Genomic DNA, 24,979 nt, shown 5'->3' with positions numbered 1-24,979 from the left:
GCAGTTGGGGGCGATCCCCAGGAAAGTCGCGTTACAGGCTCCGCCGCGCCGGCAGCAGCAGGTTGCCGAATATCAGCCCGGCCACGATCGCCAGCAGGATATTGACCACCGCCAGCGCGGCGGTCTGGCCGACGACCAGGTCCTGCTGCTGCACCGAGGTGATCAGCGTGCGCACGCTGGAGCTACCGGGCACCATCAGGATGATGCCCGGCACCCGCACCACCGCGCCCGGGCGCCCGGCCCAGCGCGCATAGCCGTTGCCCGCGGCGGTGATCACCAGCGCCGAGATGAAGATCCCGACCTCGCTGCCCCAGGCCTGCCCGGCAAAGCGCGACACCAGGTAGCCGGTGGCGGCGGCGGCGGCCACCAGCAGGTAGTCGCGGGTCTTGGCGCGGAACAGCACCGCGAACGCGAACGCGGCGAGCCCCAGCGCGCACCATTCCACCCAGTCCGGCTGCGGCCGCCAGGCGCGTACCTGCGGCTCGATGCCGACCATTGCGGCGGCGCCCAGCGCGACCATCGTGCCCACGGTGAGCATCAGCATCGTCGCCACCGCGCCGGAAAAGCGCGCAGTGCCGGACATCAGGTGCTGGCTGGTCAGTTCGTTGACCGCGTTGGTCAGCGCCAGGCCCGGCATCAGCACGATCAGCGCTGAAATGATCACGGTGTTGAGGTTGAGCGGCGCGACGTAGGCCGCCACCAGGATGGTGATCGACGCGGCGACCATCGCGCTGACCGCATCGCCTGCTTCGCGCAGCCGGGGCCGCGTGCGTGCAGCCACCTGCAGCAGCCCGATGACCAGGCCGACCATCGCCGTCGTGGCGATATCCAGCCACGGCAGGCGCAACAGGCCGGCGACGCCCGCGGCGACCATGCCGAATCCAAGCACCTGCATCAGGTTCTGGCGCCCGGTCAGCGGGCGGTCCAGGGCGCGCAGCGCGGCGTGCCCCTCGCCCAGGCCCACGTTGCCGGCAATCACGTCCTCGACGATGGAGTCGACGTCGCAGAGCCGGCCGAGGTCGTTTTCGCCCGGAGGCATCCGGATCACGCGCGTGGTGTCGCTGTCGCCGGGCGGGCGCATCGGGTCGCTGAAGGACAGCACCATGCCGGTGGGGTTGGTCCATGGCTCGCACTCCAGGCCGAGCTTCTCCGCCACCATCTCCAGCGACGCTTCCAGGCGCGGGCCCGTGGTGCCGTAGGCATGAAGGTGCTCGGCCAACTCGACCATGAAGGCGATGCGGGGGGCGTAGGCTTCCTGGGGGATCGGGCGCGACATGTGCAAAGGATGGCACGCGCGCAGCGCTCCGTGTTCGGTATCCTCGCCTGCAGTCCTCCGCCGACAGCCCACGCCACCACCCGATGCCCGCCGCCAACGCCAGCCCACCGACGCTCGCTCTTGACGGCGACGCCCTGCGCCTGTCGGGAGGCTGGACGCTCGACAATGCCGAGGCGGTGTCGGCGGTACTGGGCGGCGCGCCCGACGGCGCGGCGACGGTGGATGCCACCGGCATCGAGCGCCTCGACACCATGGGCGTGCTGCTGCTGTTGCGCTTCGCGCACCGTCGCGGCCTGGCGGACGACGCACTGGGATTCCGCGAGGACCACCTGGCCCTGGTCGCCGCCATCGAGGACGTCGCCGACGACCGCCCGAGGAAGCGCCGCGAATACGGCGTCGCCGCCGCGCTCGCGCGCCTGGGCGAAACCATGCACCACAACGGTCGCGAGATCGTGGCGCTGGTGAGCTTCTTCGGCGAAAGCCTGGCCAAGATCGGGCGCATCGTGCGCCAGCCCCGGCGCCTGCGCCTCACGTCCACCGTGCACCACATGGAGCAGGTGGGGCTGGATGCGATGCCGCTGGTGGCCTTGCTGTCGTTCATGGTCGGCGCGGTGATCGCCTTCCTTGGCGCCACCATCCTGGCCGACTTCGGCGCCTCGATGTTCGTGGTGGAACTGGTCGGCTTCGCCTTCCTGCGCGAGTTCGGCGTGCTGCTGACCGCGATCCTCCTGGCTGGCCGCACCGCCAGCGCGTTCACCGCGCAGATCGGGGTCATGGTCAGCCGCGAGGAGGTCGATGCGATCCGGGCCCTCGGCCTGGACCCCATCGACCTGCTGGTGATCCCGCGGATCCTGGCGCTGCTGGTGATGCTGCCGCTGCTGACCTTCATCGCCATGATCTCCGGCCTGCTGGGCGGCATGGCGGTGGCCGCGTTCGAGGTCGGCATCCCGCCGCAGGCCTTCATCGTGCGGCTGCAGGACACCATCGAACTGCGGCACTTCTTCGTCGGCATGTCGAAGGCGCCGGTATTCGCGCTGGTGATCGGACTGATCGGCTGCCTCGAGGGCCTGCAGGTGGAGGGCACCGCACAGTCGCTGGGCGAACGCACCACGTCCAGCGTGGTGCAGACGATCTCGCTGGTGATCCTGCTCGATGCAGCGGCCGCGATCTGGTACATGCAGGTGGGCTGGTGAGCGCCGACGACGCCATCGTCCGCGTGCGCGGGCTGGTCAACCGCTTCGGTGCGCAGGTGGTCCATGACGGCCTTGACCTGGACGTGCGCCAGGGCGAGATCATCGGCGTGGTCGGCGGTTCGGGCAGCGGCAAATCGGTGCTGATGCGTTCGATCATCGGCCTGCGCACGCCCAACGCCGGCATGATCGAAGTCCTCGGCGTGGATGCCCGCGCCGACAACGCCACCAGCCGGCTGCACATCGAGCGCAACACCGGCGTGCTGTTCCAGGACGGCGCGCTGTTCTCGTCGCTGAGCGTGGGCGAGAACGTCGAAGTGCCGCTGAAAGAGCACCATCCCGGGCTGCCGGACGGCCTCCGCCGCGAGCTGGCCCTGCTCAAGGTCAAGCTCTCTGGACTGCCGGCGGACGCGATCGACAAGCTGCCCTCGCAGCTCTCCGGCGGCATGCGCAAGCGCGCCGGGCTGGCCCGCGCGCTGGCGCTGGACCCGCCGCTGCTGTTCCTGGACGAACCCACCGCGGGCCTGGATCCGATCGGCGCCGCGGCCTTCGACCACCTCATCCTCACCCTGCGCCAGGCGCTCGGGCTGACGGTGTTCATCATCACCCACGATCTGGACACGCTGTACGCTATCTGCGACCGCGTGGCGGTGATCGCCGACAGGAAAGTGGTGGCCACCGGCACCATCGGGGACATCCAGCGCCTCGACCACCCCTGGGTGCAGGAATACTTCAATGGCCCGCGCGGCCGCGCGGCACGAGAGGCGGGCCAACGCGCCGCCGTGGAGCCCTGATCGATGGAAACCAAGGCCAACTACATCCTCATCGGCGCCTTCACCCTGGCGGTGGCGGTGGCCATGCTGCTGTTCGGGCTGTGGGCGGCGAAATATTCCAGCGACCGCAACTGGCAGGCCTACCACGTCGTGTTCGACGAGCCGGTCACCGGCCTGACCGAAGGCGGCACGGTGCAATACAACGGCATCGCGGTCGGCACGGTGGACTCGCTTTCGCTGGCGCCGCAGGATCCGCGCCGCGTGGTGGCGCGGATCCGGGTCCATGCCGACGTCCCTGTGAAGGTCGACACACGCGCCAAGATGTCGATCGCCGGCCTCACCAGCGCGCCCTTCATCCAGCTCACCGGCGGCAGCCCGGACGCACCGCGGCTGCTGCCGCAGGACAAGGACGACGTCCCGGTGATCCTGACCGAGGCCTCGGCGCTGCAGAACATCGCCGACACCGCCAACCGCCTGGTGGCGCGCCTGGACCAGGTGCTGAGCGAAGCGAACGTGGAGCGCATCGCCAACACGCTCGAGCACATCGAAGGCATGACCGGCGCGGTCGCCGGCCAGCGCGAAGACCTGGCCGCGCTGATCACCAACACCCGCGTGGCCAGCGAGAAGCTGATCGAGGCGGTGGAGACCTCCAACCGCGCCATGTCCGGGATCGACCGCGAGCTGGTCCAGAAGCTGCCGGGCATGGTCGCGCAGCTGGAATCCACGCTGGCACGGGTCGATTCCGCCGCCGGCAGCGCCGACGCGATCCTGGGCGAGAACCGCAACGCCATCAACAGCTTCGCCAACGACGGCCTGGCCCAGCTCGGGCCCACGCTGGGCGAGCTGCGCTCGCTGGTGCGCGACCTGCGCCGGATCAGCGACCGCTTCGATTCCAACCCGACGCGCTACCTGCTTGGCCGCGACGCACCCAAGGAGTTCGAACCCGAATGAAGCCGACCACCCTCCTCGCCCGTGGCGCCCTCATTGCGGTAGCGCTGGCACTGGGCGCCTGCTCCATCCTCGGCGGCGGCGAGCGCGAACGCGGCGCGATCTTCGCGCCCGACCCGCGGGTCGCTGCCGACCCGTCGTGGCCACACGTGGACTGGCAGCTTTCGATCAATCCGCCAACGGCGGCGCGCACCGTCGACACCTTCCGCATCGCGGTGCGGCCCACGCCGGGCGAGCTCCAGGTCTACGGCGGCGCCAGCTGGGCGCGTGCGCCCTCGGACATGGTCGAGCAAGTGATCCTGCGCACGCTGGAGGATTCCGGGCACGCGCCCGGCGTGGCCCGCCGCGGCAGCGGCATCGCGCCTGACTACCGGCTGCTGCTGGACCTGCGCCGCTTCGAAGCCGACTATGCCGGCGGCACCGTGCCCCGCGCCACCATCGAACTGCACGCAAAGCTGCTGCATGCGCGCGCGCAGGGCATCGCCGCAACCCGCACCTTCACCATCGCCGAACCCGCCGCCGCCACCGACGTGGCCAGCGTCGCCGAGGCCTACACCCGCGCACTGGAGGCCCTGGGCCGCGACGTCGCCGCCTGGACGCTGGAAGCCGGCGAAGCCCACGCAAACACGCTCCCACAGTAGGAGCAGTTATAGCTGCTCCTACAGGGCGCGTTTGCCGCCTGCGCGCGCAGCCGCGACAATCCGTGCATCACCACACGGGCCGCCCGCATGAATCCGCAAGCAGATCCCAATGCCACCGTCGAGGTACCCGAGCCCGAGCGCGACGTCATGGAGTACGACGTCGTCACCGTCGGCGCCGGCCCTGCTGGCCTGGCGTTCGCGATCCGGCTCAAGCAGGTCAACCCGGACATCTCGGTCTGCGTGATCGAGAAGTCGAGCACCATCGGCGCCCACATCCTGTCGGGCGCGGTGATCGAACCCGAGCCGCTGGACGCTCTGCTCCCCGGCTGGCGCGACAACCCGCCCCCGGTCTGCATCCCCGCCGCCGAAGACGAGCTCTGGTACCTGACGAAGGATGGCGGCCGCAAGTTCCCGATCGTGCCCCCGGGCATGCGCAACCACGGCAACTTCATCGTCAGCCTGGGCGCCATGTGTGCATGGCTTGCTCCGCAGGCGGAAGCCCTGGGCGTGGAAATCTACCCGGGCTTTGCCGCCGCGCAGACCCTGCACGCCGACGATGGCAAGGTCATCGGCGTGCGCATCGGCGACATGGGCGTCGCCCGCGACGGCTCGCAGAAGCCGGGCTATACCGCCGGCATCGACATCCACGCGAAAGTCACCGTGCTCGCCGAGGGCGCGCGCGGACACCTGACCAAGCGCCTGGTGAAGCGCTTCAAGCTCGATGCCGACAGCGACCCCCAGGCCTACTCGATCGGCATCAAGGAGCTCTGGCAGCTGCCTGCCGGCCGTGCGCAACCCGGCAGGATCGTGCATTCACTGGGCTGGCCGGCCGACAACGCCACCTACGGCGGCAGCTTCCTCTACCACCTCGACAACGACCAGGTCGCGCTGGGCTACGTCAGCGGCCTCGACTACCGCGACCCCGACTACAAGCCCTGGGAGGCGTTCCAGCAGTGGAAGAACCATCCCACGGTGAAGCCGCTGCTCGAGGGCGGCAGCATCCTCTCCGCCGGCGCGCGCGCCATCGTCAGCGGCGGCTGGCAGTCGTTGCCAAAGGTGGAGATGCCCGGCGCATTGCTGATCGGCGACACCGCGGGGCTCCTCAACGTGCCCAAGATCAAGGGCACCCACCAGGCGATCCGCAGCGGCATGCTGGCCGCCGAACACCTGGCCGCAGGCGAGCTGGCGCCGGAAGGTTATGACGCCAAACTGCGCGATTCCGACGCCATGCGCGAGCTGCGCGCCGTGCGCAACATCAAGCCCGGCTTCAAGAAAGGGCTGTGGTTCGGGCTGGCCAACGCCGCGCTGGAGACCGCCGTTGGCGGCCATACGCCGTGGACGCTCAAGGTCACCCCGGACTGGTCATCGCTCGACAAACTCGGCACGCGCGTGCAGCCCGAACGCGACTGGGGACAGCGCGAACTGCCTCCGCGCGACCGCCTGGCCGGCGTCTACTTCGCCGCCACCGAGCACGACGAAGACCAGCCCGTGCACTTGCTGGTGCACGACACCGAGGTCTGCGTGACCCGCTGCACCGAGGAATACGGCAACCCCTGCACGCGCTTCTGTCCGGTCGGCGTGTACGAGATCGTCGACGACCCCGACGGCCCCGCAGGGACCGGCAAGCGGCTGCAGATCAACGCCGCCAACTGCGTGCACTGCAAGACCTGCGACATCAAGGATCCGTACGAGATCATCACCTGGGTGACGCCGGAAGGCGGCTCGGGGCCGAACTACCAGAATCTCTGAGGCGAGCGGAGCGGATCCGCCAGCCGCACCGCCGCCTCAGTCGGTGGACCTGCCGGCTGCGCTGTCGGATCCGTCGTCGGGTCCGGCGAGCGACGCCGCTTCAGCCAGCCGCGGATGCCGCGCCTGGAAGCGCGGCGAAAACAAGCTCAGGCGGTGTTCGACCAGCAGGTCCATCCAGGCGACGCGCTTCTCTTCCGGCAGCCGGCAAACCATCAGCGTGCATTCGCGCGGCGGCTGCACCGGGTCGCGCGCGACCGCCGCGATGGCCGCCGCCTGCCGCGCGTTCGATGCCTCAAGGCTCTGCACCCGCCCGGACGCCAGCTGCGTCAGCGGCAGCTGCAGCACCATCAGTGCCGTCGCAAGGACCGTTGCCAGGAGCGGCGGCCAGAAGCGGCGGGAGCCGCCGTCCCGTGCCGCCAGCACGCCTGCAATCGCCATCAGCAGCAGCGCGACGATGCCCAACTGATAGAAGCTGATGTATCGCGGCTGTTCGAGATAAGCGGTGCCGCGTAGGAACACGCGGCTCAACAAGAGCCCCGCCACGTGGGCGTAGTACAGCAGCATGAGCGCCACCGCCGCGAACCAGGCCGCGCGCGGCCGCAGGCGCAAGGCCAGCCACCAGAACCAGGCGTGCGCGGCCAGCAGCGGCACCGCAAGCAGCGTGCGGACGACCTGCCAATGCTCGCCGAACAGCTGTTTGAGCGCACCGATACCGGCGATTCCCGACGACGCCGGGATCGCCCACCAGGCCCAGGCGTCGGCGCGCTGCGCCCACAGCCCCGAAAGGCGTGCGCCAATCGATGCGCTGAACTCCGGATCGGTAGCGCCTGAAAAGGTACCGGCCACCAGGTACACCCCACGACACAGCAGCAGCATGGCGGCAATGACCGCGATCGCAGCCCAGGCGCGCCGCATCGTGCCGTCGCGCCACCCCTGCAGCAGCAGTGCGATGGAAAGCGCCACGCCGAGCATGATCGCGGAATCGTCGCCCACAATGCCGTACACGGCCATCACCACTGCCAGCGGCCCGACCTTTCCGCGTGCCATCGCATGCCAGGCCGCGTACATGGCCATGAACACGAACATGTACAGCGAGAACCACAGCGTCACCATCGAATAGACGTAGATCATCGAGGTGTTCAGCGAGAGGTACACGGCAGCGATCGCGGCGAACAGCAGGTGGGCGGCCACCGGCCGCGATGCAGGCGCGTCGGCCAGCACGAAGCGGTACAGCACCAGCAGCCCTGCCAGCGCGAACCCGAGCGCAATCAATCCCTCGTATACGAAATCCAGGTCCCACAGCCGATAGTTCAGCCACACCACCAGCTTGCCCAGCGGCTGGGCATGATCGACCCCGACGCGTTTGACCAGGAAGTCGCCGAGCCCGAGGTTGCCCTCGACCGCCTTGCGCAGGAATGGATCCAGCAACCACCAGTTGTCGGAGCTGATCAGCGGGCGGCACACGGCAACCAGGTGCAGCGCGGCATTGCCCAGCGCCAGCAGCACCAGCAGCCATGTTGCAGCGTGCAGCCAAGCTCCGCGGGACGCGGATCGTGGAAGGATCGACAGCACTGGCTCCCCCTTGGCGACGTGCCCGGATTATAGGGCGCAGGCGATACGGGCCGGCCGCGCCAGCCTTGACCGCGCGCGCGCGCGGGCTCCAAGCTACGGCGATGCCAGCCCCCGACGAGCCACATTTCGACGGCCATGCCGACCGCTACCGCGAGCTGCACCGCGACAGCGTGCGCGGCAGCGGCGAGGAGCCGGACTATTTCGCCGCCTACAAGATCGACTGGATCGCGAAGGCGCTGCCTGCCGGCGACGCCGCGACCGGCCTGAGAATCCTCGACTTCGGCTGCGGCATAGGCACCTCCATCCCGCACCTGCAAAGGAACTTCACTGGCGCACGGATCATCGGCGTCGACGTCTCCGGCCGCAGTATCGCCATGGCCCGCGAAGCCCATCCGGCGGTGCGCTTCGACATGATCGAAGGTGAGCGGATCCCGCTCCCGGACGCTTCGATCGATGTCGCCTTCGCGGCCTGCGTGTACCACCACCTCGTCCCCTCCGAGCGCGCACGATGGACCGCGGAGTTGCATCGCGTCCTGCGCCCCGGCGGCCGCCTGTTCATCTTCGAGCACAATCCCCTCAATCCACTGACCCGTCGCGTGGTGCGCGACTGCGCCTTTGATGACGACGCCGTGCTGCTGCCCCGCCGTGAATCGCTGCAGTTGCTCCGCGGCGCGGGCTTTGCCGACGCCGCAGTCGACTACATCGTGTTCTTCCCCGCGCCGCTGGCCTTCCTGCGTCCACTGGAACCGTGGCTGGCCATCGTGCCGCTCGGCGCCCAGTACGTCGCCCATGCCGTTTCCTGACAGCTGCGCATGATCGTCGGCGACGGAATGCTCGCGCGCGCCTTCAGCCCGCGATACCGGGATGACCCGGGCGTGCTCGTGTTCGCATCGGGCGTAGCCAACTCCGCGGAAACCGACGAACGCGCGTTCGAGCGCGAACGCCAGCTGTTCGAACTGTCGGCATCCGCCCATGCCGGCAAGCTCGTGTACTTCAACTCCGTCGCCGCCGCACTGCCCGGGCGGGCACCAACGCCGTACATGCGCCACAAGCAGGCGATGGAACAGCGCGTGCTCGAATACCCCGGCGGCATCGTGATCCGCCTCCCACAGGTCGTCGGCACGTCAGCCAACCCGCATACGCTGGCGAACTTCCTCGCCGACAGGATCCGCAGCGGGCAGCGCTTTTCAATCCGGGCGCGGACCGAGCGCAACCTGGTCGATGTCGAAGACGTGGCGCGGATCGCCGAGGTGATGATCGAACGCGCACCGCCGCCGCAGACCCTTGTCATCGCCGGCGGGCACTCGCTGCCGATGCCGGCGCTGGTGGCGATCTTCGAGCGCGTACTGGAGCGAACCGCGATCCACGACGTCGAGGACCGGGGCGCGCCGCTGCCCGTGGACGCCGGCGAAGCAGTGGCGGTGGCCCGCCAACTGGGCATCGACCTTGGCGCCGGCTATGCCGAGCGCGTGGTGCGCAAGTACTACGGCGGCGGGCCGGGTTGACGCGGGCTACAATCCCGCGGTCGCCACCAGGCCTGTCATCTGCATGCATCCCATCCACTCGGCGCCGACCATCGATGTCTCGATCGTGGTGCCGGTCCATGGCGGCGCCGGCGCGCTCCAGGAACTGCGCGACCGCCTTGCCGCCGCGCTGGGGTCGGCCGGCCTGCGACACGAGCTGGTCCTGGTCGACGACCGCGGCCAGGCAACGGCGTGGCCGCGCATCCAGGCCATTGCCGCACAGCACCCCGAAGTCCGCGGAGTGCGCCTGGGCCGCAACTTCGGCCAGCATGCAGCCACGATCTGCGGCATCGTCGAGGCTCGCGGGCGCTGGGTGGTAACCATGGACGACGACCTCGAGCACCCGCCCGAGGCCGTCCCGGCGCTGCTTGCCGCGGGGGACGAGGCCCATCCGCTGGTCTATGGCACGTTCCCCAAACGCACCCACAGCGGCTACCGCAATTTCAGCTCGGAGCTGATGCGATGGGCGCTGAAGCGCGCCTTCCCGGACATCAACGAAGACTACAGCTCGTTCCGCGCCATCCACCGTCCGCTGGCCGCCGAGCTGGTCGCGATCGGCATGAGCCGGCCATACGTCGACGGCCTGCTGTCATGGCTGACCGACAGCGTCCGCTCCGTGGATGTCGCACACGGCGAGCGCGGCCACGGCCGCAGCAGCTACACGCTGCGCAAGCTCCTGTCGCATGCCCTGAACATCTTCGTGACCTTCTCCCACCTGCCGCTGCGGCTGGCGACGTTCGGTGGCATCGGACTGGCGCTGCTGAGCTTCCTGTCGCTGGCCTACATCGTGTACGGCCGGCTCAGCGGCGCCATCACCAGCCCCGGATATGCGTCGCTGATGTCGGTGGTGCTGTTCACCTGCGGAATCCAGCTGATCATCCTGGGCGTGCTTGGCGAGTACCTGGGCCGGTTGATGACCGCGTCCTATCGCAAGCCGGTCTATACCGTGGTGTCGCGCACGGCGCCGCCCCGCGCTGCGCCGGCCGAAGGGCCCTGAGCGTGCCCGTGCCACGCGTCCCCGGCGAGTTCCTGCGCTTCGTACTGACGCGTGCGGCGTGTACGGCGGCCAGCTACGGGCTGTACCTGCTGTTGCTGCGCTGGGTGTCCTACCAGCAGGCGTATGCGATCACGTTCGTGGCCGGAATCGCGCTGGCCTATGTCGTCAACGCCACGCTGGTCTTCCGGGAGCCCATGCGCGGCTCTTCCGCGCTCCGCTTTCCCCTGGTGTACGTGCTGCAGTTCGCGGCTGTCTGGCTTGTACTTCGCCTGGCCGTCGAGGGCTTCGCGGTGCCGGAATCCATCGCGCTGGTGCCTGCGGTGCTGGTCGCGTTGCCAATGACGTTCGTGCTGTCGCGTCGCGTGATCCGCGGCCAACCGGGCTGACGCGACAGCGCTGGCCGGACAGGCGGCCCATGGCCGGGATTCGCGCCCCAAGGGCCCTCCCGATAGAATATCCCCCCGCCCACCGCGGCGGACCCCACAGCGATCCAGGAATCCCAACTCGATGAAGATCCTCGTCGGTTACAAGCGCGTTGTGGACTACAACGTCCGCATCCAGGTCAAGCCGGACGGCTCCGGCGTGGTCACCGACGGCGTCAAGCTGTCGGCCAATCCCTTCGATGAAATCGCCCTGGAAGAGGCCCTGCGCCTGCGCGACAAGGGCATCGCCACCGAGGTCGTGGTCGCCACGATTGCTCCTGCCGACGCCCAGGCACACTTGCGCAACGGCCTGGCCATGGGCGCCAATCGCGCCATCCACGTGGTCACCGATGCCGGCCAGGACGTGCAGCCACTCGCCGCTGCACGCGCGATGCTGAAGCTGATCGAGAAGGAGTCACCGGACATCGTGATCCTCGGCAAGCAAGCGATCGACGATGACGCCAACCAGACCGGCCAGATGCTGGCCACGCTCTGGGGCCGCCCGCAGGCGACTTTCGCGTCGAAGCTCGAAGTTGCCGACGGCAAGGCCACGGTGACCCGCGAAGTCGATGCCGGCCTCGAGACCCTCGAGGTCGACCTGCCCGCCGTGGTCACCACCGACCTGCGCCTGAACGAGCCGCGCTTCATCAAGCTGCCCGACATCATGAAGGCCAAGTCCAAGCCGATGGAGTCCATCGCCTGGGCCGAGCTGGGCGTGGAAGAAGGCCAGGGGCTGAAGACCACGCACCACGCCGCGCCGGCAAAGCGCAGCAGGGGCGTGATGGTGAAGGACGCGGCCGAACTCGTTGCCGCACTCAAGGACAAGGGGTTGCTCTGATGGCCAAGGTACTGATCGTCGCCGAACACCAGGACGGCAAGCTCAACGGTTCCACCGCCAAATGCGTGTCGGCCGCGCAGGCGCTGTCGCCGGAAGCCATCGACATCGTGGTGCTGGCGGCCGACCCGGCGGCCGTCGCCGCCGAAGCCGCACAGATCTCGGGCGTGGCCCGCGTGCTCACCGTCGCGAATGACGCCAACGCCAACGCCATCGCGCAGGTGCTGGCGCCGCAGGTCGCGAAGCTCGCCGAAGGCTACAGCCACGTCTTCGGTCCCAGCTCGACCTTCGGCAAGGATCTGATGCCCTGCGTGGCCGCCCTGCTCGACGTGCCGCAGGTCTCCGACCTGATGAGCGTCGAGGGTGCGAACACCTTCAAGCGTCCCATCTACGCCGGCAATGCCATCGTCACCGTCGAGGCCCCGGCCGGACAGGCCGTGGTCGCCACCGTGCGCACCGCGTCCTGGAAGGAAGCCGCCAAGGGTGGCAGCGCCGCCGTCGAAGCCGCCAGCGTTGACGCGACCCTGCCTACGCACACCCGCTTCGTCGGCCTCGCCGCGGGCAGTTCGGACCGTCCGGACCTGCAGGCCGCGAAGCGCGTTGTCTCCGGCGGCCGCGGCGTGGGCTCGGCGGAGAATTTCGACGTCATCTACAAGTTCGCCGACAAGCTGGGCGCCGCCGTGGGCGCCTCGCGCGCCGCGGTAGACGCCGGCTACTGCCCGAACGAGATGCAGGTCGGCCAGACCGGCAAGATCATCGCGCCGGAGCTGTACGTGGCCGTGGGTATCAGCGGTGCCATCCAGCACCTCACCGGCATCAAGGACGCCGGCACGATCGTTGCGATCAACAAGGACCCGGACGCCGCGATCTTCGAGATCGCCGACATCGGTCTGGTCGGCGACCTGTTCCAGGTGCTGCCAGAGCTGGAAGCGGCGCTGGGCTGAAACGACTGCGCTTGCGCGCACGCCAACGCTGAAAAGAAGGGCCGGAGGCTGGTCGCCTCCGGCCCTTTCTCCGTTATGGACCGACCAGATCAAACTGCCAGGCGCTGCTGGTTCCAAGTGGACCCAGCGCCGTTTCCTGCTGCAGCAGGAAACCCTTGAAGCGACTGCTCGCACTCATGATGTGGACAGTCGTCGCGGAAGGAGCGTCCTTCTCGATCGCGTACAGATCCGCACGCCCGTCACCGTCGTAATCCGCGACCCTGAATTCCCAGTTGTTCTGGTAACCCGTACTGCTCAGTGCGGTCGAGGTCTGCAGCAGGTAGGTCTTGAAGCGGCTCGCGCCATTGAGGATGTGGACTTCGGTACGGCCGTTGCCACCGTTGCGCTTGATGCCATAAAGATCAAGTTTGCCGTCGTTGTTGTAATCCCCCACTTCGAACTTCCAACCGAGGTCGTCGCCGGTCCTGGCTATCGCGGTGGCCGTCTGCAGCAGATAGCTCTTGAAGCGGCTTGCACCATTGAGGATGTGGATCTCGGTCTTGCCGCTTCCACCCATGCGTTTGATGGCATACAGGTCGGGTTTGCCATCGCCGTTGTAATCGGCGACGTCGAACAGCCACCGGTTGTCGGACCCCGTGGAGTGGATGACGGTCGTCGTCTGCAGGAGGAACGTCTTGTAGTTCGAAGCACCGTTGAGGACGTGAATCTCTGTCTTGCCGGATCCGCCATTCTTCTTGATGGCGTAAAGGTCTTCCACGCCGTCATTGTTATAGTCCGCGGTCCTGAAAACCCAGCCGTACCCGTCGCCGGTCCTGGCCAGCACCGTTGAAAGCTGGCGGGAGAACCTCGCATAGCCATGGCTTCCATGGAGAATGTGGGCCTCGGTGTTGTTCCGTCCATTGCGCTTGATGGCGTAAAGGTGCGGCCCGCTGTAGTTGATGGCCACGCTTCGGAAGTTTGCGATAAGCGGCGCCGTGGCGCGGAGGCTCCGGGCATTGTCGGCGCGGTTTGCGAGCCCACAGGCTCGACCACCGCAAAATGTCGACTGCGGGTTCGAGAAGACGCGGTAGGCCGTTTGGCCAACGTCCCCGTAGGCCATCACGGTATGGAAGTTCCCGCCCGAGGCCCCGGTCTTGTAACCGAACGAGTAGGCATAGCGCCCGTACGACGTGCCGTCCTCGTCGGTCGCTTCGGACTCGTCGTGCTGCGAACCCATGTTGTGGCCGATCTCGTGAACCAGCGTTTCGTCCAGGCAATAATGGCCGTTGTCCGGGGCCTGCATTCCGTTGGAGTCGCTGATGACCGAGTAAGCAAACTTCTGGTAGGCCTGGGTGATCGGGGTTTCATCGCCACCGATCAACCACGCGATCCCGCAGCCCTCGTGCGCGGGGTCGCGGAAGCGGCGCACCAGAGACACCAGGTCGGCACCCAGCGCCTCACGCGCGGCCCTCAGGGGCGCCAACGACGAAGGAATCGTGACGTCGTTGGATCCATCGCTCCCGGTAACCTGGGTGAGCGCGGTTTCGTTGCTCCCGTCATCGGTGTAGTTGACCTGCAAGGTGCCGACCAGGCGCAGGGTGACCGCGAGGTTGCTGTTGGAGAAGGTCTGGTTGCTGACGGTGACCAGATGGTTCAGACGGGTCTGCGCCTGCTGGGCTCCCCCAAGCATGCTCGCAAACCCGGACGTATAGCCGAGCAGGAGGTCGATAGTGGTGCCGGTGGCCGCAGCGGCCGCGCTCTGCACGTCAACTTCCTCGGCGGCCATTGCCTCGGCAGACATCGGCTCCGTCGTGAATGCCTCGTCCGACATCTTGGGGACCAGGATGTCGGGCGCCACCAGACCTTGCTGCAGCCGCTGCTGGAGCGGCGACAGTACGCCTGCTGCCGTCGCCACCATCCAGGCCTGGCCGCCGTTGGTTGTCAGGCGCAGACTCTGCCGTTCACCACCCGGGAGCACGCCGAACACGGCCTGTTCACCAAAAGTCAGGATCGCATCGACGCCTTGTGCATTTCGACCGATCCAGCTCCAGTCTCCATTTGAATGCTCGACGTGGCGTTCGTATTCCAGCTCCACTGGCTGGCCATCCGGCGCCGTGAGCTGCAGATGCCCCGAACCGATCGCGGCGAGCGCGTGCTCTTCGCTGACCCGTACCGGAAAGTAGGTGTGGGCGCCATGGCGCTGCGCCTTGCGGACGCCGTCATAGCCGACCAGGTCGCCCCGGTCCGGATAGCTGGCGATCGAATCGCCGGTCCGGCCAGGCTGTGGCGGAGCCATCGACGTCGCCCCAACGACCTTGGCGACTTGAGCGGCGTTCAGACCCGACCCGGCCGCAGGACCTCCCGCGTCCACACGAGCGGTGGCATCCCCGGCCTCGACGTGAGCCGGGGGTGCAACGCCGACCGTCGCGACCGGGTCCGGAGCTTCGATGGAACAAGAGGCAAGCAATGCCACTGCCAGCGCCATCGGCACGCCGGGTAAGATCAAGGAGAAGCGCGCATTCATGGCAGGGCTCCAAAGCAAGGATCGTCAAGAATACCCCTGCCAGAACGCGCATGCAGACTTCAGACCAATTGCACTCCCGTGCGGGCGCGCAGCATCTCCCTGTCCACCCCATCGGCCATCTCGACCAGCTCCAGACCCGCAGCCGTGATGTCCATCACGGCCAGGTCGGTGATGATCCTGCTGACCACGCCCACACCGGTCAGCGGCAGCGTGCACTCGGGCAGGATCTTCGGGTCGCCGTTCTTCGTGCAGTGCTCCATCAGCACCACCACGCGCTTGACGCCGGCCACCAGATCCATCGCCCCGCCCATGCCCTTGACCATCTTGCCCGGCACCATCCAGTTGGCGAGGTCGCCCTTGTCGGTCACTTCCATCGCACCAAGGATGGCGAGGTCGATGTGGCCGCCGCGGATCATCGCGAACGAGTCGTGGCTGCCGAAATAGCTGGCACCCTGCCGCGCGGTGACGGTCTGCTTGCCAGCGTTGATCAGGTCGGCGTCAAGCTCGTCTTCGGTCGGGAACGGGCCGATGCCAAGCAGGCCGTTTTCCGACTGCAGCCACACGTCCACCCCCTCGGGGATGTGGTTGGCCACCATCGTCGGCAGGCCGATGCCGAGATTGACGTACATGCCGTCGGCGAGTTCGCGCGCAGCGCGCGCCGCCATCTGGTCGCGGGTCCAGGCCATCACTTGCCTCCTTCGCGGACGGTGCGCTGTTCGATGCGCTTCTCGGGGGTGGCGTTGACCACGATGCGGTCGACGTAGATGCCCGGCAGGTGCACCTGGTCGGGATCGATGCTGCCGGTCTCGACCAGCTCCTCCACCTCGACCACGCAGACCTTGCCGGCCATGGCGCAGGCCGGGTTGAAATTGCGCGCGGTCTTGCGGAATACCAGGTTGCCGGCCTTGTCCGCCTTCCAGGCCTTGACCAGGGCCACGTCGGCAACCAGCGCGGTTTCCATCACATAGTGCTTGCCGTTGAACTCGCGCGTTTCCTTGCCTTCCGCGACCACGGTGCCGTAGCCCGTGGCCGTGAAGAACGCCGGGATGCCCGCGCCGCCCGCGCGCAGGCGCTCGGCCAGCGTGCCCTGCGGGTTGAACTCGAGCTCGAGCTCGCCGCCCAGGAACTGGCGCTCGAACTCCTTGTTTTCGCCCACGTAGGACGAAATCATCTTGCGGATCTGCCGGGTCTCCAGCAGCTGGCCCAGGCCGAAGCCGTCGACGCCGGCGTTGTTTGAAATGGCGGTGAGCCCCTTCGCACCCGAGTCGCGCAATGCGGCGATCAGCGCTTCAGGGATGCCGCAGAGACCGAAGCCGCCGACGGCAAGCGTCTGGCCGTCGGCGACGATGTCGGCAAGGGCGGAGGCGGCGTCGGCGTAGACCTTGCCGTCTGCAGCAGCGTGGCTGGGGGATTCGACCATGTCGTGAGCCCTGGATGACCGGACGCCCATTCTAGCCGCCGCCCACGCCGGCGACAGCGGACCTTCGGACAATGACCCCTCCACCCGGGGCCCGCGCCCGATGTCTGGCAAAATATCCGCCTTCCCATCTCAATGCCCCGCCCGGCTCCGTGCCGGGTCAGCAACCACTACATGCTCAATCGCCTCAAGCTCATCGCCAAGCAGCTCCTCGCCATCGTCTGGGTCCGGCGCGCCTACGAGGCCGTACTGCGCACCGTGCTCGAGGTGCTCGCAGCCAACCGGCTGTTCTCATTGGTCTACAGCGTGCTGGCGATCCCCTCGTTCAACCGCGAACAGTTCGCGGTGTTGCGGGGTCGGCGCGACTACTACCGCAACCTTGGAAAGGTGCGCGCCACGCGCACCGAGCTGCGGCGCAACGTGCACCGGCTCGAGAAGGGCATCCTGATGCAGCCGCGGCGGCCGGTGTTCGCGCTCGACTACCTCGTGGAGACCATCGAGTTCTACGAACGCGCGACCCGCCAGCACGCCGATGGTGCCGAGGCCGACATCGGCGAGCTGACTTGGGCGCACGGCGTGCTCGCCAATTACTTCTCCATCGTCGACGGCACCAACCCGGTCGTCGTTGGCGCCAGGGCGCGCTTCGAAGCCACCCGCGCGCAGTTCAATCCCGACGATACCGGCAAGGTCCCCTATCGCCGCGCGGACAGCGCCGCCAGCGAAGCCAGCTACGAAGACCTGCTGACCCTCGCGCAGCGCCGCCGCTCGGTGCGCTGGTTCGAGCAGCGCCCGGTGCCGCGCGAGCTTGTCGACAAGGCACTGCTGGTCGGGCGCCAGTCGCCCTCGGCCTGCAATCGCCTGCCCTACGAGTTCCGAATCTTCGACGACCCGGAAATGGTGAGGAAGGTCGCCGCCATTCCCTTCGGCGCCGCGGGCTATGGCCACCAGGTGCCGACCATCGCGGTCGTGGTGGGTCGCCTCAACCACTATTTCAGCCCCCGCGACCGGCACGTCATCTACGTCGACAGCGCGCTTGCGGCGATGCCCTTCATGCTGGCGCTGGAAACCCTGGGCCTGGCATCAAGCGTGATCAACTGGCCCGACTTCGAGCCGCTGGAAGCCAAGATGCAGAAGGCGCTCAACCTCGATTACGACGAGCGCGTGATCATGCTGATCGCGATTGGCTGGCCGGACCCGGAAGGTCTGGTCGCTTATTCGGAGAAGAAGTCGCTGGACGTGATCCGGCGCTGGAACGACCTCGGGCGCTGAGCGCCCGGCGACCACGGTGGATCAGGCAGCGCCGTCCACCGCAGGGCGGCGCAGGCCCAACAGCGAGAACATCGCGTCCTGCCCCAGCGCCAGCGCAAGGTCCACGACCAGGTACACCATGCGCGCCATCACCGTGACCGCCAGCGCCTCGCCCGCCGGCACGTAGGGCATCAGGCCGAGAGTCAGCACCGCATCGCGCACGCCGAGCCCGGCCGGGGCGATGGGCACCAGGAAGCCGACCGCATAACCGGCAGCGAACAGCCCGATCGCGAACACGGGTCCGACGGTCAGCCCGCAGCCAAGCGCCAACACCCAGAACCCCAGGCCCAGCAGGAGCCAGATGCCGGCCTGCGCCACAACCGCACGCATCGGCGGCCAGGCCAGGCGCGCATAGCGCGTCAGCAGCGCGCGCTTCCATACCGCGGCCGCGACCACGGCAAGCAGCGCGAGCCCGAAGCCCACGCCCAGCCACCAGCCCACGAACGACGACAGGCTTCCGGTCAGGATGCCCAGCAATGCCGGCCCGGTCAGCGCGGCGCCAACGATCGATGCACCGGCCAAGATCCACAGGCTCTCGCAGACCAGGGCGTCGCGGATCGGACCGTATTGCGCCCCCAGGTGGCGATAGGCCGCCGCACGGCCGATGAACTGCCACACCGAGCCCGGCAGGTATTTTCCGAGCTGGCTCAGGTTGTACAGCCGGAAGGCGTCTACAAAACCGATCTCGATGCCGCAGCGGCGCGCGGCCACGTGCGCATTCACGCCCAGGAACAGCTTGGCCGCCGCGGTCAGGCCCAGGCCGGCCGCGATCCAGCCCCAGCCCAGGGTGCGCAGCATGGCCTCGATGTCGTCCCAGGAGCGCGCAATGATCACCGCCGCAGCGACCAGAACGGCCGCCACCCAGGACCACTTCGCGGCGAGGATCAGCTCCTTACGCAAGGTCGGCGCCGAGCGATGGCGTCAGCAGGGCGGCCACCGGGCGATCGGCCGAAGCCTTCACGCCGGGCAGCGCGGCAGCGATCGCCGCGCTCATGGCCTCGCGCTGCTCGAACACGCGCTGCACGCTGGCGCGCAGATCGGCCGCGGACATCGACTTGTAGTCCATGACGTTGTCTTCCAGGCCGAAGCGCGCCATGACCTCGGCATACTTGTGGCTCCAGCCGAGGACCGCCGCCGGCACTTCCAGCGACAGCGCGCCGACCATGGCGTGGAAGCGCGACACCAGCACCGCGTCCATGCCGCGGATCACGCGTTTGATCTGCGCGGTGTTCATGTCGAGGTCGAAGGCCAGCAGGCGGCCCTCGACACCGACGGCGTCGCGCACGCGGCGGATCACGGGAATATCGTTGTTGCGCTCGGCATCACCGGCGGCCGCGCGCGTGGCATTGGGGAACAGCACCACCGCATGACCGGCGCGCAGCAGCTCCGACACCAGCACCGACAGCACCTGCTCGTAGTTGCCGCCGGACTTGCGCGACTGCACCGCCACCACCGAGCTCGGGCAGATACCGATGATCCCGCCGCCTTCGCCCGGGCGCAGGGCCTCGAGTTCGACAAAGCGTGCGTCCAGCGCCGGACCGCCGTCACGGGTGAGGTTGTACGCATCGCGGTGGTTGAAGGCGATATCGTCCGCTTGGGCGTAGCGCAATCCCTTGAAGCCCGCCGCCTCCAGATGCTCACGGGTACGCCCGCCACGCGCCCACAGCATCCGGCACATCGGCAGCACGCGCGATGCAAGCGCGTGGTTGAGGCCGTTTTCAAACGGTCCCGTGGCCTGCGGCATCTTCACGATGGGCGTGCCCAGGAGCCAGGCCGGAAGCAGGGTGAGAACGTTGAACGGCAGGAACTTCTCGCGGCCATCGATGAATGACACGCCGGCGAGGTCCACGAGTGCCGCGGATTCGGCCAGCCCGCGGATGTCGGCTGGGGCGTGACGCAGCACGCCGGCGCCAAACAGCTTCTTCAGCAGGCCAAACAGCAGCGCCAACGGGAACAGGCGCAACACCAGGGCCGCGGGCGTGGAGCTGTGCAGGCTGATGGCGGAGTCGTCGACGATCAGGCGGCGATCGTCATCGGGATAGTAGGTGAATACGTGGAAGCACAGATCCTCGCGCTCAGCGCGCAGGCGGCCGACCACGGTTTCCAGCATGGCTTCCGCGCCGCGGTTGCCGGACAAGGTGGCAGCGATGATCGAATAGGAATTAGTGCCCATTGGGCCTCCAGGAGTTGACGCCACGTACCAGCTCGGGTCGCCCCGCCCCTGCAACGCGAAACGGAAGTTTACCAAGCAGCACCCCGCGGATGTGCTGACGCAGGTTCTGCCTTTCGGCCACGCTCACGGTACCGGCGCTGGCTGCCTTAGTGCGTCGCGAAGCAGCATCGCAAACAGCAGCAGCACGCTACAGACCAGACCAGACAGCACCATCACCATGAACCACGGCGGCGCCGCCGACCAGGCCGTCCAAGCGCCCCAGCGCTCCCCCAGCGAGGCATCGGCGGGGCCCCAGTGGGCTTGCAAGACCTTGTACTGCGCAGTTCCCGCAAACGCCACAAAGGCAATCCACATCGCCATCGGCAACCAGTCCCGGAACCGGACCGGAATCGACGCTGCAACAGCCAAGGCAACACCAGACGCAATGCCGACAATGGAGAAATACAGGTATCTGCCCTGAATGCCCGCCGTGATTCCTGTCTGGGAAAAAAGCCCCCAGGTGCTCTCGAGCAACACCACGAGGCCCAGCAGGAATGGGCCTGCCAGCAGCAACGCATCGATACGACGTGCACCGAAGCTCTTGCGGCGTGCAAACAGCAGGGCGATGGCAACCAGCAGCAGCACGCTTGCCATGCGGGTGAGCCCGGGCGGGTAAGGAGTGCCCGGCTTGATCGACAACGTCGCCCAAAACCGCGTCGGCAGCCGCTCCGACAGCACGCGTAGCCAACGGCTGCCATCGTTGGCGAACGTCAACGGGCCACTCTCGAGCAGGGGCACATGCCCCGCCGGCTGCAGGGTGCCGTAGTCCAGCAGATTCCCCAACCACCACCATCCTCCGAACGCAGATAGCAGGACAACCAGCAGCAATGGGGTTGCGAAACGCTTCCAGTCGTCGCCCGCCCGCCAAGCTCCCGCCCCATAGGCAAGGCCGACGAAAGGTACGAGCAACAGCGCCCACGCCTTGGCGAACAGGGCCACTGCCAGCGCGACACCCAGCCAACAGGCTGTGCGTCGCCGCGCATCACCGCTGGCAACAACTACCATGCCCAGGATCACGCCAGCGCAGGCGATGTTGAGGAGGCTGTCGTTGTTCACGGCACCGCTGGTCGCAGCCAGCTGGGGGATGCACAGCGGCAACAGCCCCGCCGCTGCCATCGCCGGCCGGTCCCCTCCAAGCTTGCGGACGACCAGCGCGGCCAGCAGCGGCAACCCTGCCATCAGCAGCACGCCAAACAGCCGCAGCGCCAGCACGAACAGATCAAAGCGCCAGGCTGCCGGAATGACCGAGGTCGCTGCTGCTGCCAGTGCGTAATAGCCCGGCGGATGCTGCGTCATCTGGTTGTTCGCGCCGGACGGCACCGGCTCCCCTATCGCGCTGAAGCTCGGCCGCTCCGCACGTGGCACCGCGGCTTCCGTCGTCAGCCGCGGATATTTTGTGGGTCCATGGGGCAAACCAGCATGACGCATGCTCCGTACAACATCTTTCTGCAGCCGCAGTTCCTTGAAGCCGGGCCAGTCGGCTTGTTCTTGCAGGTACCGCACTGCGCCCACATGCCATGCCTCATCCGCTGAGCGATAAGTAGGGAGCAGCAGTGACCAGCTCGCCATCAGACATACCCAGGCGGCAGTCGCAATCCAGACGCTCCGCGGCAGCGGCCCAACCGTGGCGGGCCACCGCTGTGCCACAGAGCTTGCCGACACGACAGCGACCGCGGGACGTCGGGAGTGCAGCCAAGGGAACGCAGCGGCACCACCGGCACCACCGTTGCCGCTTCCGCCTCCATTGCGCAGTGGCTTCCGCCCACGCTGCTTACGATGCCAGACGCCCAGCCCGGCGGCTCCCGCGCAGAGTGCGATGATCCATGCCGGCAACCAACCCAGAGCGGCCGGACGATACTGGAACTCGATGCGCGAAGCCGCGCCCACGGGGACCGCGGGCAACAGTCCGCGCACGAGCGCCGGCTCCACGGGCTGCCCGTTGACCAGCATCTGCCAATTACGCGTGGCTTCCATCGGTACCACGACATATCCCGGCAGGGCTCCCCGATAATCGAGGGTAAAGGCGCCGGGCTGGTATCCGAGCACCTCCACGCTAGCGCTGCCAGGCTGCGGCAGCGCGTCGAGCCGCTCGATGAAGTACGGACCGTTGGGGCTGCGGGTGTTCTCCCATACCTGAGTATGCGGAGACTCGAGAACCTTCCTGAAATGTGCAGGCTGGCGACGCGATGTCAACACGAAGTCGAGCCGCAGGCCCGTCGCATCCCCCCCCGCCAGCAGCTGGCCGCCCTCTTCCACAGCTGCCGCCCAAGCAGTGATCGGCCTTGCCGCAGGGCCCGGCTGGTAGCCCACTTCGATCACATAATGCCCCGCCGGAAGTTCCGCCACGTCCCGCACCGGAAGCGAGAGGTATTCGTTGTCGCGGACATTGGCGGCATCAACCTCCATGCGCGCGACCTCGTCACCGCTCTCGGCGCGCAAGACCACGTTGACGCTACCGTCGACGTCGGTCGCCTGATGCGTCGCAAAGCGGATCTTCAACGATTCGGGCGCGAACGGCCTGAGCAACTCGAAGGGCTGCAGCCATCCCTGCGAGGCGGGAAGATCCGGCAAAGGCTGCATGGCCGGGCTTCCGCGCACCCCCACCAGACTGCGCGAAAGTCCGGATTTCGCACCGACCAACAGGTAGCGCACGTTCATGGCGGCCATGCCGTCCGCATCAAGGCGGATCTGCGGCGGACGGATGATGGACGCCGTAGGCGTAGTGAACGGATCCTCCACCAGCCCCGCAAGTTGCTCCTGCAGGGCTGGCGACCTGAAGCGATGCGCGAACCATTCGCGGATGCCATAGCCACCCAGGCTCCCGGACACCAGGTAGGTGTTGTCGGCGATGACGTAATCGAACGGGCCCTTGCGGTCCAAGACATAGTCGAGCGCATCGGTCCGCGGATAGTAGTGCGCCGCCTGCGCGGGGCCATTGAACAGCCTGAAATAGCGCAACTGGTCCACGACTTGGAAGCACAGCAGGCCAAACACGACTACACCCACGGGCGCTTCCCGCAGCAAGGGGCGATGGCGAAGCAACACTGTCATCTTTTGCAGGAACGCCGCCGCCGACATGGAAAACGACAGCCCGAGGATCGCGATTGCACGCGACCAGGCATTCCCGGAGAGGCCGGGAATCCAGTCGAGGCCGGACCTGGGCACGAGCTCGAACACCAGGACCAGCGCGACCGCTCCCAACAACAGCGCGAACAGGCCCAGCAAGAACGCCTCCGCACGCTTAAGCCAAACCACCGCGAACCCGGCCAGCGCAAGAACGGCACCCAGAGTGCCGACATACATGGCGGCCTCTACGCCCCGATCACTGAACGCCGCACCCTGGAACAGGAGTGCGAATTCACGCCCCAGTCGGAGCGGGCTACCGCTTGCCCTGGCGGAAATGTCGAATTGTCCCAGCCAATCCACGAACACCCACAGCGGAATGGCCGCGAGCAACAGGCCGCCGCAGACCCCGGCCGCCGCCGGTGCCAGGCCACGAGCGAGCCGCAGCGCGAAATCTGCAGCGGTACGCTCGCCCGCCGCCAACGATGTCGCAAGGACCAGCGCATACAGGCCGGCAGCGCCGCACACCAGTAGCGAAACGAAGGGAAACCCGCCCAGCAGGACCATGGCCATCGCCAGCGCCACCCCGACCACCGCCGACGGCCGGGGCGAACGGATCGCGACATGCACCCCAAGCAACAACCAAGGCGCCCATATGATGACCAGCGTATGCGACCAGAAAAGCCAAGCCACGATGAACCCGCAGAACTGGAACATCACTGCGCCGAATGCCGCTGGCAGCCGGTCTACGTGTCGCCGCAGGAAGAAGTACATGCCGACGCCGGCCAGCGTCAGGTTGAGCAGCACCGACAGGTAAAGGCCCAGCGCGGCCGTCGGCGCCAACGCGAACGCCGCGAACGCCGGGCTCAGAAGACCCGAAGTAAGCTTGAGCAGCGCCGCATCGCCGCCTGCCGAAGTGTCATTCCATAGCGGCAGGCGCCCTTGTCGGAGTTCTTCGCGGGCAAACGTCCATTGGGGCAGTCGCGCGTCCAGCGCATCCGATCGCTGCGGGTGTCGCACAGCGGACTTGGCCACCGCCGAGCCCCACGCGGGGTAGCTGGCGAGCAGATCGACGGGCGTGCTTGTTTCACCGCGGAACGGATTGGCGCCAATGGCCGCCGCCGCCAGCAGTCCGAAAAGGAGCCAAGTGAAAAGAGCCCGGACTCGAGCGGACATATGGATTCCCGTGTTGGGCGGTGGCTGCCGGCCACCAAATGAGGTGAGGGAGGTCACAGGCGATCCAAGTGCCCTGCCTTGGAACAATCACCAGCGCGTCAATTGACCACGAATGATAGCGCGGGAAGGATCATCAGCCGCCCAGTCGCTTCAGTCCGGGAAATGTCCCGCGCCGCAGGCGCCAGGCGCCCTACATGCCCGCCCCGCTCCTCCACCGCTCCAGTTTCAGGGTAGCGCGTTGATCGAGCGGATTTAGAAATGGTTATCGGCCCCTGGCGAAGTAGTGGCGGGAGGCATCGATGGTCAGGCCACCGGATGCCGCAATGACTTCCTGGAAATCGGTCCGTTGAGAAACCTCGTTACCAACAGGGTTTATCAATTACGGAATACCTCGGTAAACCCGACCTCCACGGCAACCTCATTGAAGGCG

The 24,979-nt window shown here is 67.5% G+C and carries 20 protein-coding genes; 12 read left to right on the top strand and 8 right to left on the bottom strand.

The genetic code is table 11. The features are described from left to right. Positions 1-31: 31 nt before the first annotated feature. A complete protein-coding gene (locus ACW7G5_RS01455; protein ID WP_457001199.1) occupies positions 32-1,282 on the bottom strand; it encodes a threonine/serine ThrE exporter family protein in 1,251 nt (416 codons plus the stop codon). Positions 1,283-1,359: 77 nt separating this feature from the next. Between ACW7G5_RS01455 and ACW7G5_RS01450 the strand changes: the two genes are divergently transcribed. The 5 genes from ACW7G5_RS01450 to ACW7G5_RS01430 all read left to right on the top strand — a co-directional run bounded on the left by ACW7G5_RS01450 (position 1,360) and on the right by ACW7G5_RS01430 (position 6,577). Then, positions 1,360-2,469 (top strand): MlaE family ABC transporter permease, encoded by a 1,110-nt coding sequence (locus tag ACW7G5_RS01450; protein ID WP_457001197.1) that lies wholly within the window; start codon positions 1,360-1,362, stop codon positions 2,467-2,469. Beyond that, on the top strand, positions 2,466-3,260 hold the full coding sequence (locus ACW7G5_RS01445; RefSeq protein ID WP_457001195.1) for an ABC transporter ATP-binding protein: 795 nt from the start codon (positions 2,466-2,468) through the stop codon (positions 3,258-3,260). The genes ACW7G5_RS01450 and ACW7G5_RS01445 overlap by 4 nt, the downstream gene beginning before the upstream one ends. A 3-nt stretch (positions 3,261-3,263) precedes the next feature. Next, on the top strand, positions 3,264-4,190 hold the full coding sequence (locus tag ACW7G5_RS01440; RefSeq protein WP_457001193.1) for an MlaD family protein: 927 nt from the start codon (positions 3,264-3,266) through the stop codon (positions 4,188-4,190). Further along, positions 4,187-4,828 carry an ABC-type transport auxiliary lipoprotein family protein gene (locus tag ACW7G5_RS01435; protein ID WP_457001191.1) on the top strand — a complete coding sequence of 214 codons (642 nt, stop codon included), beginning with the start codon at positions 4,187-4,189 and terminating at the stop codon, positions 4,826-4,828. Before ACW7G5_RS01440 ends, ACW7G5_RS01435 begins: the two co-directional genes overlap by 4 nt. 87 nt (positions 4,829-4,915) lie before the next feature. Then, the gene (locus ACW7G5_RS01430; protein WP_457001189.1) at positions 4,916-6,577 is read left to right on the top strand and encodes a 4Fe-4S dicluster domain-containing protein; all 1,662 of its coding nucleotides are present in this window, start codon (positions 4,916-4,918) and stop codon (positions 6,575-6,577) included. A gap of 36 nt (positions 6,578-6,613) precedes the next feature. Here ACW7G5_RS01430 and ACW7G5_RS01425 read toward each other — a convergent pair whose 3' ends face one another. Then, positions 6,614-8,149 carry a hypothetical protein gene (locus tag ACW7G5_RS01425; protein ID WP_457001188.1) on the bottom strand — a complete coding sequence of 512 codons (1,536 nt, stop codon included), beginning with the start codon at positions 8,147-8,149 and terminating at the stop codon, positions 6,614-6,616. Between the two features lie 101 nt (positions 8,150-8,250). Between ACW7G5_RS01425 and ACW7G5_RS01420 the strand changes: the two genes are divergently transcribed. The 6 genes from ACW7G5_RS01420 (at position 8,251) to ACW7G5_RS01395 (ending at position 12,870) form a co-directional block, all read left to right on the top strand. Further along, positions 8,251-8,952, top strand: coding sequence for a class I SAM-dependent methyltransferase (locus tag ACW7G5_RS01420; RefSeq protein WP_457001186.1), 702 nt, complete (start codon positions 8,251-8,253; stop codon positions 8,950-8,952). A gap of 9 nt (positions 8,953-8,961) precedes the next feature. Further along, on the top strand, positions 8,962-9,654 hold the full coding sequence (locus ACW7G5_RS01415; protein ID WP_457001184.1) for an NAD-dependent epimerase/dehydratase family protein: 693 nt from the start codon (positions 8,962-8,964) through the stop codon (positions 9,652-9,654). A 43-nt stretch (positions 9,655-9,697) separates the two neighbouring features. Then, positions 9,698-10,669: a glycosyltransferase family 2 protein gene (locus ACW7G5_RS01410; RefSeq protein ID WP_457001182.1), complete on the top strand. Its 972-nt coding sequence runs from the start codon at positions 9,698-9,700 to the stop codon at positions 10,667-10,669. A gap of 8 nt (positions 10,670-10,677) precedes the next feature. Continuing rightward, complete coding sequence (locus ACW7G5_RS01405; RefSeq protein WP_457001180.1) at positions 10,678-11,055, top strand: GtrA family protein; 378 nt, start codon at positions 10,678-10,680, stop codon at positions 11,053-11,055. Positions 11,056-11,176: 121 nt separating this feature from the next. Then, positions 11,177-11,929: an electron transfer flavoprotein subunit beta/FixA family protein gene (locus ACW7G5_RS01400; RefSeq protein ID WP_457001178.1), complete on the top strand. Its 753-nt coding sequence runs from the start codon at positions 11,177-11,179 to the stop codon at positions 11,927-11,929. Continuing rightward, positions 11,929-12,870, top strand: coding sequence for an electron transfer flavoprotein subunit alpha/FixB family protein (locus ACW7G5_RS01395; RefSeq protein ID WP_457001176.1), 942 nt, complete (start codon positions 11,929-11,931; stop codon positions 12,868-12,870). The genes ACW7G5_RS01400 and ACW7G5_RS01395 overlap by 1 nt, the downstream gene beginning before the upstream one ends. Positions 12,871-12,943: 73 nt before the next feature. Here the strand turns inward: ACW7G5_RS01395 and ACW7G5_RS01390 are convergent, their stop codons facing one another. From ACW7G5_RS01390 to ACW7G5_RS01380, 3 genes are read right to left on the bottom strand one after another with little or no spacing between them, the layout of a single operon-like run. Further along, the gene (locus ACW7G5_RS01390) at positions 12,944-15,373 is read right to left on the bottom strand and encodes a reprolysin-like metallopeptidase (protein WP_457001174.1); all 2,430 of its coding nucleotides are present in this window, start codon (positions 15,371-15,373) and stop codon (positions 12,944-12,946) included. A 59-nt stretch (positions 15,374-15,432) separates the two neighbouring features. Further along, a complete protein-coding gene (locus ACW7G5_RS01385; protein ID WP_457001172.1) occupies positions 15,433-16,059 on the bottom strand; it encodes a CoA transferase subunit B in 627 nt (208 codons plus the stop codon). Beyond that, positions 16,059-16,793, bottom strand: coding sequence for a CoA transferase subunit A (locus tag ACW7G5_RS01380; RefSeq protein WP_457001171.1), 735 nt, complete (start codon positions 16,791-16,793; stop codon positions 16,059-16,061). The genes ACW7G5_RS01385 and ACW7G5_RS01380 overlap by 1 nt, the downstream gene beginning before the upstream one ends. A 171-nt stretch (positions 16,794-16,964) precedes the next feature. Between ACW7G5_RS01380 and ACW7G5_RS01375 the strand changes: the two genes are divergently transcribed. After that, a complete protein-coding gene (locus ACW7G5_RS01375; protein ID WP_457001169.1) occupies positions 16,965-18,059 on the top strand; it encodes a nitroreductase family protein in 1,095 nt (364 codons plus the stop codon). A gap of 21 nt (positions 18,060-18,080) precedes the next feature. On the opposite strand, the gene ACW7G5_RS01370 is transcribed toward ACW7G5_RS01375, so the two are convergent. From ACW7G5_RS01370 to ACW7G5_RS01360, 3 genes are all read right to left on the bottom strand, one after another. Continuing rightward, positions 18,081-18,998 (bottom strand): lysylphosphatidylglycerol synthase domain-containing protein, encoded by a 918-nt coding sequence (locus ACW7G5_RS01370; protein WP_457001167.1) that lies wholly within the window; start codon positions 18,996-18,998, stop codon positions 18,081-18,083. Beyond that, on the bottom strand, positions 18,991-20,271 hold the full coding sequence (locus ACW7G5_RS01365; protein WP_457001166.1) for a polysaccharide pyruvyl transferase family protein: 1,281 nt from the start codon (positions 20,269-20,271) through the stop codon (positions 18,991-18,993). Before ACW7G5_RS01365 ends, ACW7G5_RS01370 begins: the two co-directional genes overlap by 8 nt. A gap of 123 nt (positions 20,272-20,394) precedes the next feature. Beyond that, entirely contained in the window at positions 20,395-24,606 is a 4,212-nt protein-coding gene (locus tag ACW7G5_RS01360) for a hypothetical protein (RefSeq protein ID WP_457001164.1), read from the bottom strand. Positions 24,607-24,979 lie beyond the last annotated feature (373 nt).

Source organism: Luteimonas sp. A501 (assembly GCF_054052085.1).
This window is presented reverse-complemented; position numbering and strand designations above follow the sequence as displayed.